General features: G+C 67.7%; 23 protein-coding genes. All 23 read right to left on the bottom strand.

The window, feature by feature from the left end; all coding sequences use genetic code 11:
- Positions 1–119 precede the first annotated feature (119 nt).
- Positions 120–896, bottom strand: coding sequence for a type I methionyl aminopeptidase (map, locus tag OG371_RS19205; RefSeq protein ID WP_329071091.1), 777 nt, complete (start codon positions 894–896; stop codon positions 120–122).
- Positions 897–940: 44 nt separating this feature from the next.
- Entirely contained in the window at positions 941–1,495 is a 555-nt protein-coding gene (locus OG371_RS19200; RefSeq protein WP_329071089.1) for an adenylate kinase, read from the bottom strand.
- Complete coding sequence (gene secY / locus OG371_RS19195; protein ID WP_329071087.1) at positions 1,492–2,799, bottom strand: preprotein translocase subunit SecY; 1,308 nt, start codon at positions 2,797–2,799, stop codon at positions 1,492–1,494. The genes OG371_RS19200 and secY overlap by 4 nt, the downstream gene beginning before the upstream one ends.
- Positions 2,800–3,189: 390 nt before the next feature.
- Positions 3,190–3,636 (bottom strand): 50S ribosomal protein L15, encoded by a 447-nt coding sequence (gene rplO, locus OG371_RS19190; RefSeq protein WP_091618520.1) that lies wholly within the window; start codon positions 3,634–3,636, stop codon positions 3,190–3,192.
- Entirely contained in the window at positions 3,633–3,818 is a 186-nt protein-coding gene (rpmD, locus tag OG371_RS19185) for a 50S ribosomal protein L30 (protein WP_329071084.1), read from the bottom strand. The genes rplO and rpmD overlap by 4 nt, the downstream gene beginning before the upstream one ends.
- Position 3,819: 1 nt before the next feature.
- Positions 3,820–4,467, bottom strand: a complete 648-nt coding sequence (rpsE, locus tag OG371_RS19180; protein ID WP_329071082.1) for a 30S ribosomal protein S5 — start codon at positions 4,465–4,467, stop codon at positions 3,820–3,822.
- Positions 4,468–4,498: 31 nt separating this feature from the next.
- A complete protein-coding gene (rplR, locus tag OG371_RS19175; RefSeq protein WP_329071079.1) occupies positions 4,499–4,900 on the bottom strand; it encodes a 50S ribosomal protein L18 in 402 nt (133 codons plus the stop codon).
- 2 nt (positions 4,901–4,902) lie between these two features.
- Complete coding sequence (rplF, locus tag OG371_RS19170) at positions 4,903–5,442, bottom strand: 50S ribosomal protein L6 (protein WP_329071077.1); 540 nt, start codon at positions 5,440–5,442, stop codon at positions 4,903–4,905.
- Between the two features lie 16 nt (positions 5,443–5,458).
- A complete protein-coding gene (gene rpsH / locus OG371_RS19165) occupies positions 5,459–5,857 on the bottom strand; it encodes a 30S ribosomal protein S8 (protein ID WP_076163008.1) in 399 nt (132 codons plus the stop codon).
- A 106-nt stretch (positions 5,858–5,963) separates the two neighbouring features.
- Positions 5,964–6,149, bottom strand: a complete 186-nt coding sequence (locus tag OG371_RS19160) for a type Z 30S ribosomal protein S14 (protein ID WP_091618510.1) — start codon at positions 6,147–6,149, stop codon at positions 5,964–5,966.
- A 4-nt stretch (positions 6,150–6,153) separates the two neighbouring features.
- Positions 6,154–6,717 (bottom strand): 50S ribosomal protein L5, encoded by a 564-nt coding sequence (gene rplE / locus OG371_RS19155; RefSeq protein WP_328606200.1) that lies wholly within the window; start codon positions 6,715–6,717, stop codon positions 6,154–6,156.
- A 2-nt stretch (positions 6,718–6,719) separates the two neighbouring features.
- On the bottom strand, positions 6,720–7,034 hold the full coding sequence (gene rplX / locus OG371_RS19150; RefSeq protein WP_091618505.1) for a 50S ribosomal protein L24: 315 nt from the start codon (positions 7,032–7,034) through the stop codon (positions 6,720–6,722).
- A 3-nt stretch (positions 7,035–7,037) separates the two neighbouring features.
- Positions 7,038–7,406, bottom strand: a complete 369-nt coding sequence (gene rplN, locus OG371_RS19145) for a 50S ribosomal protein L14 (RefSeq protein WP_091618504.1) — start codon at positions 7,404–7,406, stop codon at positions 7,038–7,040.
- Between the two features lie 83 nt (positions 7,407–7,489).
- Positions 7,490–7,768 (bottom strand): 30S ribosomal protein S17, encoded by a 279-nt coding sequence (gene rpsQ / locus OG371_RS19140; RefSeq protein WP_329071073.1) that lies wholly within the window; start codon positions 7,766–7,768, stop codon positions 7,490–7,492.
- Positions 7,765–8,010 carry a 50S ribosomal protein L29 gene (rpmC, locus tag OG371_RS19135; protein ID WP_091618502.1) on the bottom strand — a complete coding sequence of 82 codons (246 nt, stop codon included), beginning with the start codon at positions 8,008–8,010 and terminating at the stop codon, positions 7,765–7,767. The genes rpsQ and rpmC overlap by 4 nt, the downstream gene beginning before the upstream one ends.
- Complete coding sequence (gene rplP, locus OG371_RS19130) at positions 8,010–8,429, bottom strand: 50S ribosomal protein L16 (RefSeq protein ID WP_091618501.1); 420 nt, start codon at positions 8,427–8,429, stop codon at positions 8,010–8,012. The genes rpmC and rplP overlap by 1 nt, the downstream gene beginning before the upstream one ends.
- 3 nt (positions 8,430–8,432) lie before the next feature.
- Positions 8,433–9,299 carry a 30S ribosomal protein S3 gene (gene rpsC, locus OG371_RS19125; protein ID WP_329071070.1) on the bottom strand — a complete coding sequence of 289 codons (867 nt, stop codon included), beginning with the start codon at positions 9,297–9,299 and terminating at the stop codon, positions 8,433–8,435.
- Positions 9,299–9,718 carry a 50S ribosomal protein L22 gene (gene rplV, locus OG371_RS19120; protein ID WP_091618499.1) on the bottom strand — a complete coding sequence of 140 codons (420 nt, stop codon included), beginning with the start codon at positions 9,716–9,718 and terminating at the stop codon, positions 9,299–9,301. Before rplV ends, rpsC begins: the two co-directional genes overlap by 1 nt.
- A gap of 31 nt (positions 9,719–9,749) precedes the next feature.
- On the bottom strand, positions 9,750–10,031 hold the full coding sequence (rpsS, locus tag OG371_RS19115; RefSeq protein WP_153035997.1) for a 30S ribosomal protein S19: 282 nt from the start codon (positions 10,029–10,031) through the stop codon (positions 9,750–9,752).
- Positions 10,032–10,049: 18 nt separating this feature from the next.
- The gene (gene rplB, locus OG371_RS19110; RefSeq protein ID WP_091618497.1) at positions 10,050–10,886 is read right to left on the bottom strand and encodes a 50S ribosomal protein L2; all 837 of its coding nucleotides are present in this window, start codon (positions 10,884–10,886) and stop codon (positions 10,050–10,052) included.
- A gap of 14 nt (positions 10,887–10,900) precedes the next feature.
- Positions 10,901–11,212: a 50S ribosomal protein L23 gene (gene rplW, locus OG371_RS19105; protein ID WP_091618496.1), complete on the bottom strand. Its 312-nt coding sequence runs from the start codon at positions 11,210–11,212 to the stop codon at positions 10,901–10,903.
- Positions 11,209–11,898 carry a 50S ribosomal protein L4 gene (gene rplD, locus OG371_RS19100; RefSeq protein ID WP_329071067.1) on the bottom strand — a complete coding sequence of 230 codons (690 nt, stop codon included), beginning with the start codon at positions 11,896–11,898 and terminating at the stop codon, positions 11,209–11,211. Before rplD ends, rplW begins: the two co-directional genes overlap by 4 nt.
- Positions 11,895–12,551, bottom strand: coding sequence for a 50S ribosomal protein L3 (gene rplC / locus OG371_RS19095; RefSeq protein WP_091618494.1), 657 nt, complete (start codon positions 12,549–12,551; stop codon positions 11,895–11,897). Before rplC ends, rplD begins: the two co-directional genes overlap by 4 nt.
- Between the last annotated feature and the right edge of the window lie 24 nt (positions 12,552–12,575).

Genomic DNA, 12,575 nt, shown 5'->3' with positions numbered 1-12,575 from the left:
GTGCTACAAGTCGGCGCCGGTGCGCCTCGGCTCCAGTATGCCGGAAAATGGCCCGACCTGGGGAAACACCTGGTCAGGTGAGGGAAACCGCCCGTTCGGAGCAGCGCTCCGATGCCGGGTCAGTCCTCTTCGGGGGCGGTGAGCACCCAGGGGCCGTCTTCGGTGATCGCGACGGTGTGCTCCCAGTGCGCGGCCCGGGAGCCGTCGGCGGTGACCACGGTCCAGCCGTCCTCGAGCTCCACCGTCTCGCCGCTGCCGCCGGTGAGCATGGGCTCGATCGCGAGCGCCATGCCGACCTTGAGCCGCGGGCCCTTGCCGGGCTTGCCGACGTTCGGCAGGAACGGGTCCATGTGCATCTGGCGGCCGATGCCGTGGCCGCCGTACTCGACGATCTGGCCGTACTCGATGCCGTGCTCGCGGCCCGCCTGCTCGGCCGCGGTCTGCACCGCGAACGAGATGTCGGTGAGCCGCGCGCCCGCCCGGACCGCCTTGATGCCGGCCCACATGGCCTGCTCGGTGGAGGCGGACAGCGCCAGGTCCTTCTCGCCGACCTCGCCGATGGCCAGCGTCACGGCGGAGTCGCCGTGCCAGCCCTCGAGGATCGCGCCGCAGTCCACGGAGATCAGGTCGCCCTCGGCGAGCACCTGCTTGCCCGACGGGATGCCATGCACGATCTGCTCGTTCACCGACGCGCAGATGGACGCCGGGAACCCGTGGTAGCCCTTGAAGGAGGGCACCGCGCCGGCGTCACGGATGGTCTGCTCGGCCAGCTCGTCCAGCTCGGCAGTGCTGACCCCGGCCCGCGCCTTGGCCCGGACGGCGGCCAGCGTCTTCGCGACGACCAGCCCGGCCGCCCGCATCGCCTGCAGCTCGCCCGGCGTCTTGACCTCGATCATGCGCCCACGGCGGAGCACTTGCAGAACACGCAATCCTCCGAGATTCACGTGCGGTCGCGCAGCGCTTTCAGCACGCGGTCCGAGATCTCGTCGACCTCGCCGACTCCGTCCACGCTGATCAGGATGTCGGCGTAGTACTCCAGCAGCGGCGCGGTCTCCGACACGTAGATCTGCTGGCGGCGGCGGATCACGTCTTCGGTGTCGTCCGCGCGGCCGCGGGCCATCAGCCGGCCCACCACCACGTCCTCCGGCACCTGGAGCTGGATCACGGCGTCGAGCTTGAGGTCCGACTCGGCGAGGATCTCACCGAGCACGTCGGCCTGCTTGGTGTTGCGGGGGAAGCCGTCGAGCAGGAAGCCGGCCTTGGCGTCCGGCTCGGCCAGGCGCTCGCGCACCATTTCGTTCGTCACCGAGTCCGGCACCAGCTCGCCGGAGTCCAGGTACCGCTTGGCCTCCTGGCCGAGCGGGGTCTCCTGGCCGACGTGCGCGCGGAACAGGTCGCCGGTCGAGATGTGCGGGATCCGCAGCTGCTCGGACAGGGCGATGGCCTGCGTACCTTTGCCCGCTCCGGGCGGGCCCACGAGAACCAGGCGCGTCACTTCAAGAACCCTTCGTAGTTGCGCTGCATCAGCTGGCTTTCGATCTGCTTGACGGTGTCGAGGCCGACACCCACCATGATCAGCACAGCCGTGCCACCGAACGGGAAGTTCTGATTGTTCCCGCTGCCGGTGAGGGACAGGAAGAAGTTCGGGAGGATCGCGATGATGCCCAGGTAGAGCGAGCCCGGCAGGGTGATCCGGCCGAGGACGTAGCTCAGGTATTCCGCGGTGGGACGCCCGGGGCGGATGCCCGGGATGAAGCCGCCGAACTTCTTCATCTCGTCCGCACGCTCGTCCACGTTGAACGTGATCGTGATGTAGAAGTACGTGAAGAAGATGATCAGCGCGAAGTAGAGCAGGACGTGCACCCAGCTGCTCTGGTTGACCACGAAGTTCTGGATGAAGGACTGCCAGCCGGAGTTGCTGTTCGGGTCGCCGATGAGCTGGCTGAGCAGCTGCGGCAGGTAGAGCAGCGACGAGGCGAAGATGACCGGGATGACACCGGCCTGGTTCACCTTGATCGGCAGGTAGGTCGAGGTGCCGCCGTACATCCGGCGGCCGACCATGCGCTTGGCGTACTGCACCGGGATCCGGCGCTGGCCCTGTTCCACGAAGATGACGCTGGCGATGATCACCAGGCCGAAGATGCAGATCATGACCAGGGCGACGCCGCCGCCGTTGCTCAGGATGTTGGCGCCCTCGGACGGGATGCGGGCCGCGATGTTCAGGAAGATCAGCACGGACATGCCGTTGCCGACGCCGCGCTCGGTGATCAGCTCGCCCAGCCACATCATCACGGCGGTGCCCGCGGTCATCGTGCAGACGATGATCGCCAGCGAGTAGACGCTGTTGTCCGGGATGATGTGCTGCTGGCAGCCCTGGAACAGGGTGCCGCGGTCGGCCAGCGCGACGACGCCGGTGGCCTGCAGGATCGCCAGCGCGATCGTCAGGTACCGGGTGTACTGCGTCAGCTTGTTCTGGCCGGACTGGCCTTCCTTCTTCAGCTCCTCGAACCGCGGGATGACCACGGTGAGCAGCTGGATGATGATGCTCGCCGTGATGTACGGCATGATGCCGGTCGAGAACAGCGACAGCTGCAGCAGCGCCCCGCCGCTGAACAGGTTCAGCAGCTGGTAGACGCCTTGCTGGTCCGCCTGAGAGCTACAGGCCTGGACTGCGGAGAACGAGATCCCGGGTGCCGGAATGGCGGCACCGATCCGGTAGACCGCGACGATGGCTAGCGTGAACAGGATCTTCTTGCGTAGATCCGGCGTCGCGAGAGCCGAGCGGAAGGCGCTGAGCACGCGGGGGACCTCCTCGGCGTCGTCGGCTGTCCTACCGACGATCGGCTTGGCCGGTACAGGACCGGCGGGAACACAGCTCACTGGCGGTAAAGCCAGGAACGCCTCAGGGCACACTGGTCCCGAAGCGTGTCGCCGACTCTAACAGCTTCACCGGGCGTGTCCGCAGTGTGTGTGCGTTTTCCGTCCGGGCACCGTCCGGGGGCCTGGCGCAGAGGCGCAGGTTGGGCCGTTCGCAGGCGGAGATGATCACCTGTTCGGCCCCGGCCGGAGGTCGCTTTCCGGACGTGCTTTGCCGCTCCCCCAAGCGTTTTCGCCCGTTGCGAACACTCTCGGCGGACAGCACGATGGCCCGCCCGGCAGGTGCCGGACGGGCCATCGTCGGGTGGTGCGTCAGTTGGTGGTGGCGGTGCCACCGGCGGCTTCGAGCTTCTCCTTGGCAGAGCCGGAGAAACCGTCGGCCGTGACGTCGAGCTTGACGCCGTTCAGGTCGCCGTTGCCGAGGACCTTGACGAGCTGGCCCTTGCGGACGAGCCCGCCCGCGACCAGCTCCTCGACGCCGACCTTGCCACCGTCCGGGAAGACGCGGGCGATGTCGCCCACGTTCACCGGCTGGTACTCGGTGCGGAAGCGGTTCTTGAAGCCACGCAGCTTCGGCAGCCGCATGTGGATGGGCATCTGCCCACCCTCGAAGCCGGCCGGCACGTTCTTCCGGGCCTTGGTGCCCTTGGTACCGCGGCCGGCGGTCTTGCCCTTCGAGCCCTCACCACGGCCGACGCGCATCTTCTCGCGCTTCGCACCGGGGGCGGGACGGAGGTGGTGGATCTTGATGGCGGTCATGACTGGACCTCCTCGACCACCACGAGGTGGCGGACGGCCCGGATCAGGCCGCGCACCTCGGGGGTGTCTTCACGCACAGTCGACTGGCGAATCTTGTGCAGCCCGAGGGTGCGCAGCGATTCGCGGTGAGCGTGCTTCGTGCCGATCTTGCTCTTGACCTGGGTGACCTTCAGCTGAGCCATGTCAGACCCCCTGGCCCGCGCGCTGGCGCAGCATCCGGGCCGGGGCGACGTCCTCGAGCGGCAGGCCGCGGCGGGCCGCGACCTCTTCGGGACGCTGCAGGCCCTTGAGGGCCGCCACGGTCGCGTGCACGATGTTGATCGCGTTGTCGGAGCCGAGCGACTTCGACAGCACGTCGTGGACGCCCGCGCACTCCAGCACCGCGCGCACCGGGCCACCGGCGATGACACCGGTACCGGCGGACGCCGGGCGGAGCAGCACGACCCCGGCGGACGCCTCACCCTGGATCGGGTGGGGAATCGTGCCGGCGACGCGAGGCACGCGGAAGAAGTTCTTCTTCGCCTCTTCGACGCCCTTGGCGATGGCCGCGGGAACTTCCTTGGCCTTGCCGTAGCCGACGCCGACCTGACCGTCGCCGTCACCGACGACGACGAGGGCGGTGAAGCTGAAGCGACGACCACCCTTGACGACCTTGGCGACGCGGTTGATCGTCACGACCTTCTCGAGGTGCGGGGTCTTGTCCTGGCCGGCCCCGCCACGGCCACTGTCGCGCCGGTCCCGGCCGCCACCGCGGCGTTCATTGCGGTCGTTGCCGCCCTGTCCGCCCGGTCCGCCCTGGCCGCCGCCGAATTGCCGTGTACGTCCCGGCATCAGGCTTTCCTTCCATTAACGAGCATGTGCATCAGAACTCCAGCCCCGCCTCGCGCGCGGCGTCGGCGAGCGCGGCGATGCGGCCGTGGTAGGCGTTGCCGCCACGGTCGAACACCACAGCCGAGATGCCGGCGTCCTTGGCCCGGGCGGCGACCAGCTGGCCGACCTTCGCGGCCTTGGCCTTCTTGTCGCCCTCGGTCGTCCGCACGTCCGCCTCGAGGGTGGACGCCGAAACCAGGGTGTGGCCGGCGAGGTCGTCGATCACCTGCACGGCGATGTGCCGCGAGGAGCGCTTGACGACCAGGCGCGGCCGCGCCGGGGTGCCGTTGACCTTCTTGCGAAGGCGGAAGTGCCGACGGGTCTTGGCGACGCGGCGGCGGGTCGAGATGTCCTTGCCGACCGGCTTGCGCTTCGTCGTAGTCGTGTCGCTCATGATCACTTACCCGTCTTTCCGACCTTGCGGCGGATCTTCTCACCCTCGTAGCGCAGGCCCTTGCCCTTGTAGGGGTCGGGGCGGCGCAACTTGCGGATGACGGCCGAGATCTGGCCGACCTTCTGCTTGTCGATGCCGGACACCGAGAACCGGGTCGGGGTCTCCACCTTGAAGGTGATGCCCTCCGGGGCCTCGATCTTCACCGGGTGGCTGAAGCCGAGGGCGAACTCGAGGTCCGCTCCCTTGGCCTGCACACGGTAACCGACGCCGTGGATCTCGAGCTTCTTCTCGTAGCCCGCGGTCACACCCACCACCAGGTTGTTCACCAGGGTGCGGGTGAGCCCGTGCAGGGCCCGGCTCGTGCGCTCGTCGTCCGGACGCTTCACCAGCAGCGTGCCGTCTTCATCGCGCTCGACGATGATCGGCTCGGCGATGGTGTGCTCCAGGGTGCCCTTGGGCCCCTTGACCTGAATGTGCTGACCGTTGATGGTCACCTCGACCCCGGAAGGGACGGCGACCGGCAGCTTACCGATACGAGACATGCCTGTACCCCCTTCCTTACCAGACGTAGGCGAGGACTTCGCCGCCCACGCTGTTGCGCTTGGCCTGACGGTCGGTCTGGAGCCCGGACGACGTCGAGATGATCGCGACGCCGAGGCCACCGAGAACGGACGGCAGTTCGGTCGATTTTGCGTAGACCCGCAGACCGGGCTTGGAGACGCGCCGGAGGCCGGCGATGCTCCGCTCGCGGTTGGGGCCGTACTTCAGCTCCACCACGAGGTTCTTGTGCTTCTCGCCCGGCTCGTCGCGGTAGCTCGCGATGTAGCCCTCGCGCTTGAGGATCTCGGCGATGTTCGCCTTGATCTTCGAGTGGGGAAGCACGACCTCGTCGTGGTACGCCGAGTTCGCGTTACGCAGACGGGTCAAGAAGTCTGCGATGGGGTCGGTCATCGTCATGGTGACCTGTCAACCTTTCTCGCCTGGTTCCCCGCCCCCTGCGTCCGGGTTGTCCCGGAAGCAGAGCGGGCGGGGCCTGTGGCGAACTGGGAAATAGTTTCGAGCCTTACCAGCTGGACTTGTGGACGCCGGGCAGTTCGCCCGCGTGCGCCATCTCCCGGAGGCAGATCCGGCAGAGCCCGAACTTGCGATACACCGAGTGCGGCCGGCCGCATCGCTGGCAGCGGGTGTAGCCGCGCACCGCGAACTTCGGCTTCTTCGAGGCCTTGTGGACTAGCGCTTTCTTGGCCATCGGCTCAGTTCTCCTTGAACGGGAAGCCGAGCTTGCGCAGCAGCGCCCGGCCCTCGTCGTCGGTGGTGGCGGTGGTGACGACGGTGACGTCCATGCCGCGGGGGCGGTCGATGTCGTCGGGGTTGATCTCGTGGAACATCGACTGCTCGTTGAGACCGAACGTGTAGTTGCCGTTGCCGTCGAACTGCTTGCCCGAGAGGCCGCGGAAGTCGCGGATACGCGGGAGCGCGATGGTCAGCAGCCGGTCGAGGAACTCCCACATCCGGTCGCCGCGCAGCGTGACGCGCGCACCGATCGGCTGGCCCTCACGCAGCTTGAACTGCGCGATGGACTTGCGGGCCTTGCGGACCTCGGGCTTCTGGCCGGTGATCGCGGCGAGGTCACGGACCGCGCCGTCGATCAGCTTGCTGTCGCGGGCGGCGTCGCCGACACCCATGTTCACGACGACCTTCACGACGCCGGGAATCTGGTGCACGTTGGCGATGGTGAACTCCTTCTGGAGCTCGCCCTTGATCTCTTCGCGGTACCGGGTCTTCAGACGCGGAACCATCTTCTCTGCGGTGGTCATGATCAGATGTCCTTACCGTTCCGGCGCGAGACCCGGACCTTCTTGCCGTCCTCGCCGAAGCGGTAGCCCACACGGGCCGGCTTGCCGTCCGAGTCCACGACCATCACGTTCGACACGTGGATGGGCGCTTCCTGGGTGACGATGCCACCGGACTGCGCACCACGCTGGGTCTGGGTGATCCGAGTGTGCTTCTTGATCCGGTTCACGCCCTCGACCAGCACACGCTCACGCTCGGGGTAGGCCTGGATGACCTTGCCCTTGGCGCCCTTGTCCTTGCCGGCGATGACGACGACCGTGTCGCCCTTCTTCACCTTCATGCTCTACAACACCTCCGGCGCGAGCGAAATGATCTTCATGAACTTTCGGTCGCGCAGCTCGCGGCCCACCGGGCCGAAGATGCGAGTGCCCCGGGGCTCGTTGTCGCTCTTGATGAGGACAGCGGCGTTCTCGTCGAAGCGGATGTAGGAGCCGTCCGGACGACGCCGCTCCTTGACCGTGCGGACGATGACCGCCTTGACGACATCGCCCTTCTTCACCCCGGCAGCCGGGATGGCGTCCTTCACGGTGGCGACGATGATGTCGCCGATGCCCGCGTAGCGCCGCCCGGAACCGCCGAGCACCCGGATGCAAAGGATCTCCTTCGCACCGGTGTTGTCGGCGACTCGTAGCCGCGACTCCTGCTGGATCACGTCAACTCCTGTATGTCGCGCCGGTTCTCGCCTGTCTCAGACAGCACGAGCCTTGCGGAACCAAGGACTCCGAAGAGCCCTGCTTACTTGGCCTTCTCAACGACCTGCACGAGGCGCCAGCGCTTCGCGGCCGACAGCGGACGGGTCTCCATCAGGGTGACCCGGTCGCCGACGCCCGCCTCGTTGTTCTCGTCGTGCACCTTGACCTTGGTGGTGCTGCGGAGAACCTTCGAGTAACGCGGGTGCTTCTTGCGGTCCTCGAGCTCGACCACGATCGTCTTGTCCATCTTGTCCGAGACGACGTAGCCCTCGCGGACCTTGCGGTCGTTGCGGACGGTCTTCTCGGTCGTCGGCTCGCTCATGCGGCACCTTCACTCTCGGCGTCGGGCGCGACGGACAGGCCGAGTTCACGCTCGCGCATGACCGTGTAGATCCGCGCGATGTCCGTGCGGACGGTGCGCAGCCGACGGTTGTTGTCCAGCTGCCCGGTCGCCATCTGGAAGCGGAGGTTGAACAGCTCCTCCTTGAACTCCTTCAGACGCAGCACGAGCTCTTCCGCGGTGAGCTCACGAAGCTCCGATGCCTGAGCGGCTCCGTTAGCCATCAGAACTCACCACCTTCACGGGTCACGATGCGGCACTTCATGGGCAGCTTGTGGATCGCGCGACGGAGCGCCTCGCGGGCGGTCTCCTCGTTCGGGAAGCTGATCTCGAACATCACGCGGCCCGGCTTCACGTTGGCGATCCACCACTCGGGCGAACCCTTACCGGAACCCATGCGGGTCTCCGCCGGCTTCTTGGTCAGCGGGCGGTCCGGGTAGATGGTCGTCCACACCTTGCCACCACGCTTGATGTGACGGGTCATGGCGATACGAGCGGACTCGATCTGCCGGTTCGTCACGTAGCTGTGCTCAAGCGCCTGGATGCCGAACTCGCCGAAGCTGACCTTCGTACCGCCCTTGGCGGCGCCGTGGCGCTTCGGGGAGTGCTGCTTCCGGTGCTTGACCCTGCGCGGGATGAGCACGTCTCAGCCCTCCGTCTTTTCTGCGGTCTCGGCAGCCGGGGCCGCCTCGGTCGCGGCGTCGCTCTTGGCAGCAGCGGCGGTGGTCTCCGCCTCCCGGGCAGCGGCCCGGGCGGCTTCGGTCGAGGTCGCCGTCGTGCCCGACGCGCCGGAACGACGCGGGCGGGACGGACGGTCACCGCGGTCGCGGCGGGGGGCCCGCTCGGCAGCCGCGGCGGCGTCGCGCGCCTCGCGGGCCTTGAGGCCACCGACCAGCTCCCCCTTGTAGATCCACACCTTCACGCCGATGCGGCCGAACGTCGTCTTGGCCTCGAAGAAGCCGTAGTCGATGTCGGCGCGCAGCGTGTGCAGCGGGACCCGGCCGTCGCGGTAGTGCTCGGAACGGGACATCTCGGCACCGCCGAGACGACCGCCGCACTGCACGCGAATGCCCTTGACCTGCGGCGAGCGCATGGAGGTCTGGATCGCCTTGCGCATCGCGCGGCGGAACGCCACGCGGTTGGACAGCTGCTCCGCGACACCCTGCGCAACGAGCTGGGCGTCGGCCTCGGGGTTCTTGACCTCGAGGATGTTCAGCTGCACCTGCTTGGCGGTCAGCTTCTCCAGCGCGCCGCGGATCCGGTCGGCCTCCGCGCCGCGGCGGCCGATGACGATGCCCGGCCGGGCGGTGTGGATGTCGACGCGGACCCGGTCACGGGTGCGCTCGATCTCGACCTTGGAGATGCCGGCGCGCTCCATGCCGGTGGAGAGCAGCTTCCGGATCTTGACGTCCTCGGCCACGTACTCCGCGTACTGCTTGTCGGCGTACCAACGCGACTTCCAGTCCGTGGTGATACCCAGGCGGAAGCCGTGCGGGTTGATCTTCTGGCCCACTACCGGCCACCTGCCTTCTTCTTGCTCTGCGCCTTCTTCACGTCGGCCTTCGGCCGCGACTCCACCTCGACGGTGATGTGGCTGGTCCGCTTGCGGATCCGGTACGCACGGCCCTGGGCCCGCGGCCGGATGCGCTTGAGGGTCGGGCCCTCGTCGGCGTACGCGTTCTTGATCCAGAGCGTCTCCGGGTCAAGCTGAAGATTGTTCTCGGCATTGGCCACGGCACTGGCGAGCACCTTCGCGACCGGCTCGCTGGCCGCCTGGGGGGCGAACCGGAGCACGGCCAAGGCGTCGGCGGCGCTACGTCCCTTGATGAGCTCGATCACCCGGCGCACCTTGGTCGGCGAGTCCCGGACGAAGCGAGCCCGCGCGTAAGCCGTAGGCAGAGCCTCGACCGTCGCGTCGTTCTGGGCGTTCATCGCTACTTCCCTTGTCTTGTCTCGTGCCCGCTCAGCGGCGGCGCGACTTGCGGTCGTCCTTGATGTGGCCCTTGAAGGTCCGCGTCGGGGCGAACTCGCCCAGCTTGTGACCCACCATGGCCTCGGTGACGAAGACCGGCACGTGCTTGCGGCCGTCGTGCACCGCGATCGTGTGTCCCAGGAAGTCCGGGATGATCGTGGAGCGACGCGACCAGGTCTTGATCACGGTCTTCTTGTTGGCCTCGTTGAGCGCGTCCACCTTCTTGAGCAGGTGGTCGTCCACGAAGGGGCCCTTCTTAAGGCTGCGTGGCATGTTCTTCTACCTCCCTGCTCAGCGCTTGTTCTTGCCGGTACGCCGGCGGCGGACGATCATCGAGTCACTCGCCTTGCGGCGACGGGTGCGACCCTCGGGCTTGCCGTTCGGGTTGACCGGGTGGCGACCACCGGAGGTCTTGCCCTCACCGCCACCGTGCGGGTGGTCGACCGGGTTCATCACGACACCACGGACGGTGGGGCGCTTGCCGCGCCAGCGGTTACGCCCGGCCTTGCCCCAGTTGATGTTGGCGTGGTCGGCGTTGCCCACCTCGCCGATCGTGGCGCGGTTGCGCACGTCGACGTTGCGGATCTCGCCCGACGGCAGCCGGAGCTGGGCGTAAGGCCCGTCCTTGGCCACCAGCTGCACCTTGGCGCCGGCGGAGCGCGCCATCTTCGCGCCGCCACCGGGGCGGAGCTCGATCGCGTGCACCACGGTGCCGACCGGGATGTTGCGCAGCGGCAGGTTGTTGCCCGGCTTGATGTCGGCGCGCGGGCCGTTCTCGACGGTGTCGCCCTGCTTCAGCTTCTCCGGCGCGATGATGTAGCGCTTCTCGCCGTCGGCGTAGTGCAGGAGCGCGATGCGCGCGGTGCGGTTGGGGTCGTACTCGATGTGCGCGACCTTGGCCGGCACGCCGTCCTTGTCATTGCGACGGAAGTCGATGACGCGGTAAGCGCGCTTGTGGCCGCCACCCTTGTGCCGGGTGGTGATCTTGCCGGACGAGTTACGGCCGCCCGAGCCGCTCAGCGGACGCAGCAGCGACTTCTCCGGCGTGGACCGGGTGATCTCGGCGAAGTCCGAGACGCTGGAACCGCGACGACCCGGGGTCGTCGGCTTGTACTTGCGGATGCCCATGTCAGCTCAGTCCTTTACGCGGTGGGTCCGCCGAAGATCTCGATCGCCTTGCTCTCAGGCGAAAGAGTCACGATGGCGCGCTTGGTGTCCTTGCGCTTGCCGAAGCCTGCGCGAGTCCGCTTCCGCTTGCCCTGACGGTTGGCCGTGTTGACGCTGACCACCTTGACGCCGAACACCTTCTCGACCGCGATCTTGATCTGGGTCTTGTTGGCGTCCGGACGGACGATGAACGTGTACTTGTGGTCCTCGAGCAGCCCGTAGGACTTCTCGGAGATGACCGGCGCGAGCAAGATGTCGCGGGGGTCGGCAATGGCGACCGAACTCACTGCTCGTCACTCCCTTCCGAAACCTCGCTCGACCGTGCGGTCGCCTTCGCGCCCTTGCCCCGGACGGGGCCGGCGACGAACGCGTCGTACGCGGCCTTGGTGAACACGACGTCGTCGTTGACCAGCACGTCGTAGGTGTTGAGCTGGTCCGCCCAGATCAGGTGGACCTGCTCCAGGTTCCGCAGGGAAACCCAGCTGAGCTCGTCGTCGCGGTGCAGCACCACGAGAACGCGCTTCGCCTGCGTCACCGCGGCGATGGCGTTCTTGGCGGCCTTGGTCGAGGGCTTCTCGCCACCGACCAGCTCGGTCACCACGTGCAGCTGCCCGGCGCGCGCCCGGTCCGAGAGGGCACCGCGGAGGGCGGCGGCCTTCATCTTCTTCGGGGTGCGCTGCGAGTAGTCGCGCGGCGTGGGGCCGTGGACGACGCCACCGCCGTTGAACTGCGGCGCGCGGGTCGAACCCTGACGGGCGCGACCGGTGCCCTTCTGCCGGTACGGCTTCTTGCCGCCACCGGAGACCTCACCACGGGTCTTCGTGTCGTGCGTGCCCTGGCGCGCGGCGGCCAGCTGGGCCACCACCACCTGGTGCATCAGCGCGACGTTGGCCTGCACATCGAAGATCTCCTCGGGGAGCTCCACGGTGCCGTCGGCTTTACCGGCCGGGGTCTTCAGCTCGACGTTCGTCATTCGGTGATACCACCCTTCGCGGCGCTGCGAACGAACAGCAGGCCGCCCTTGGGACCGGGCACCGCGCCCTTGATCAGCAGCAGGCCGTCCTCGGCACGCACGGCGTGCACGGTCAGGTTCTGCGTGGTGACCCGGTCGTTGCCCATCCGGCCCGCCATGCGCAGGCCCTTGAAGACGCGGCCGGGGGTGGCACAGCCACCGATGGAGCCCGGCTTGCGGTGCACGGCCTGGGCACCGTGGCTCGCGCCCTGGCCCTTGAAGCCGTGGCGCTTCATGACACCCGCGTAGCCCTTGCCCTTGCTGGTACCGGTGACGTCGACCTCGACGCCGGCGGCGAACACCTCGGCGGTGATCTCCTGGCCGACCTCGTAGGTCTCAGCGTCGGTGGTACGCAGCTCCGCGAGGAACCGTCGGGGGGTCACGCCCGCCTTGTCGAAGTGGCCGGTGCGCGGCTTGTTCACCCGGCGCGGGTCGACCGCGCCGAACGCCAGCTGCACGGCCCCGTAGCCGTCCTTGTCATGGGTCCGAACCTGGGTCACCACGTTCGGGCCGGCCTTCACGACGGTGACCGGAACGATCCGGTTCTGCTCGTCGAAGACCTGGGTCATGCCGAGCTTGGTGCCCAGGATGCCCTTCATCTGCCTGTCAGACATGAGTTTCTCTATCTCCGCCGCTCG

The sequence above is a fragment of the Amycolatopsis sp. NBC_01480 genome, from assembly GCF_036227205.1.
In the GTDB taxonomy this organism is placed as follows: Bacteria; Actinomycetota; Actinomycetes; order Mycobacteriales; family Pseudonocardiaceae; genus Amycolatopsis.
The sequence above is the reverse complement of the archived record's forward strand: the minus strand, read 5'-3'. Positions and strand labels throughout refer to the sequence as shown.

Bases quoted from the DNA above. Each gene is read 5' to 3' on its own strand.
- rplV (WP_091618499.1), bottom strand. From the start codon at position 9,718: ATGAACGCCCAGAACGACGCGACGGTCGAGGCTCTGCCTACGGCTTAC.
- rplR (WP_329071079.1), bottom strand. From the start codon at position 4,900: ATGAGCGACACGACTACGACGAAGCGCAAGCCGGTCGGCAAGGACATC.
- rpmD (WP_329071084.1), bottom strand. From the start codon at position 3,818: ATGGCTCAGCTGAAGGTCACCCAGGTCAAGAGCAAGATCGGCACGAAG.
- OG371_RS19160 (WP_091618510.1), bottom strand. From the start codon at position 6,149: ATGGCCAAGAAAGCGCTAGTCCACAAGGCCTCGAAGAAGCCGAAGTTC.
- rpmC (WP_091618502.1), bottom strand. From the start codon at position 8,010: ATGGCTAACGGAGCCGCTCAGGCATCGGAGCTTCGTGAGCTCACCGCG.
- rpsS (WP_153035997.1), bottom strand. From the start codon at position 10,031: ATGCCACGCAGCCTTAAGAAGGGCCCCTTCGTGGACGACCACCTGCTC.
- rplX (WP_091618505.1), bottom strand. From the start codon at position 7,034: ATGAAGGTGAAGAAGGGCGACACGGTCGTCGTCATCGCCGGCAAGGAC.
- rpsE (WP_329071082.1), bottom strand. From the start codon at position 4,467: ATGCCGGGACGTACACGGCAATTCGGCGGCGGCCAGGGCGGACCGGGC.
- rplB (WP_091618497.1), bottom strand. From the start codon at position 10,886: ATGGGCATCCGCAAGTACAAGCCGACGACCCCGGGTCGTCGCGGTTCC.
- rpsQ (WP_329071073.1), bottom strand. From the start codon at position 7,768: ATGAGCGAGCCGACGACCGAGAAGACCGTCCGCAACGACCGCAAGGTC.
- rplE (WP_328606200.1), bottom strand. From the start codon at position 6,717: ATGACCACCGCAGAGAAGATGGTTCCGCGTCTGAAGACCCGGTACCGC.
- rplO (WP_091618520.1), bottom strand. From the start codon at position 3,636: ATGACCGCCATCAAGATCCACCACCTCCGTCCCGCCCCCGGTGCGAAG.
- map (WP_329071091.1), bottom strand. From the start codon at position 896: ATGATCGAGGTCAAGACGCCGGGCGAGCTGCAGGCGATGCGGGCGGCC.
- rpsH (WP_076163008.1), bottom strand. From the start codon at position 5,857: ATGACGATGACCGACCCCATCGCAGACTTCTTGACCCGTCTGCGTAAC.
- rplD (WP_329071067.1), bottom strand. From the start codon at position 11,898: ATGACGAACGTCGAGCTGAAGACCCCGGCCGGTAAAGCCGACGGCACC.
- rplF (WP_329071077.1), bottom strand. From the start codon at position 5,442: ATGTCTCGTATCGGTAAGCTGCCGGTCGCCGTCCCTTCCGGGGTCGAG.
- rplC (WP_091618494.1), bottom strand. From the start codon at position 12,551: ATGTCTGACAGGCAGATGAAGGGCATCCTGGGCACCAAGCTCGGCATG.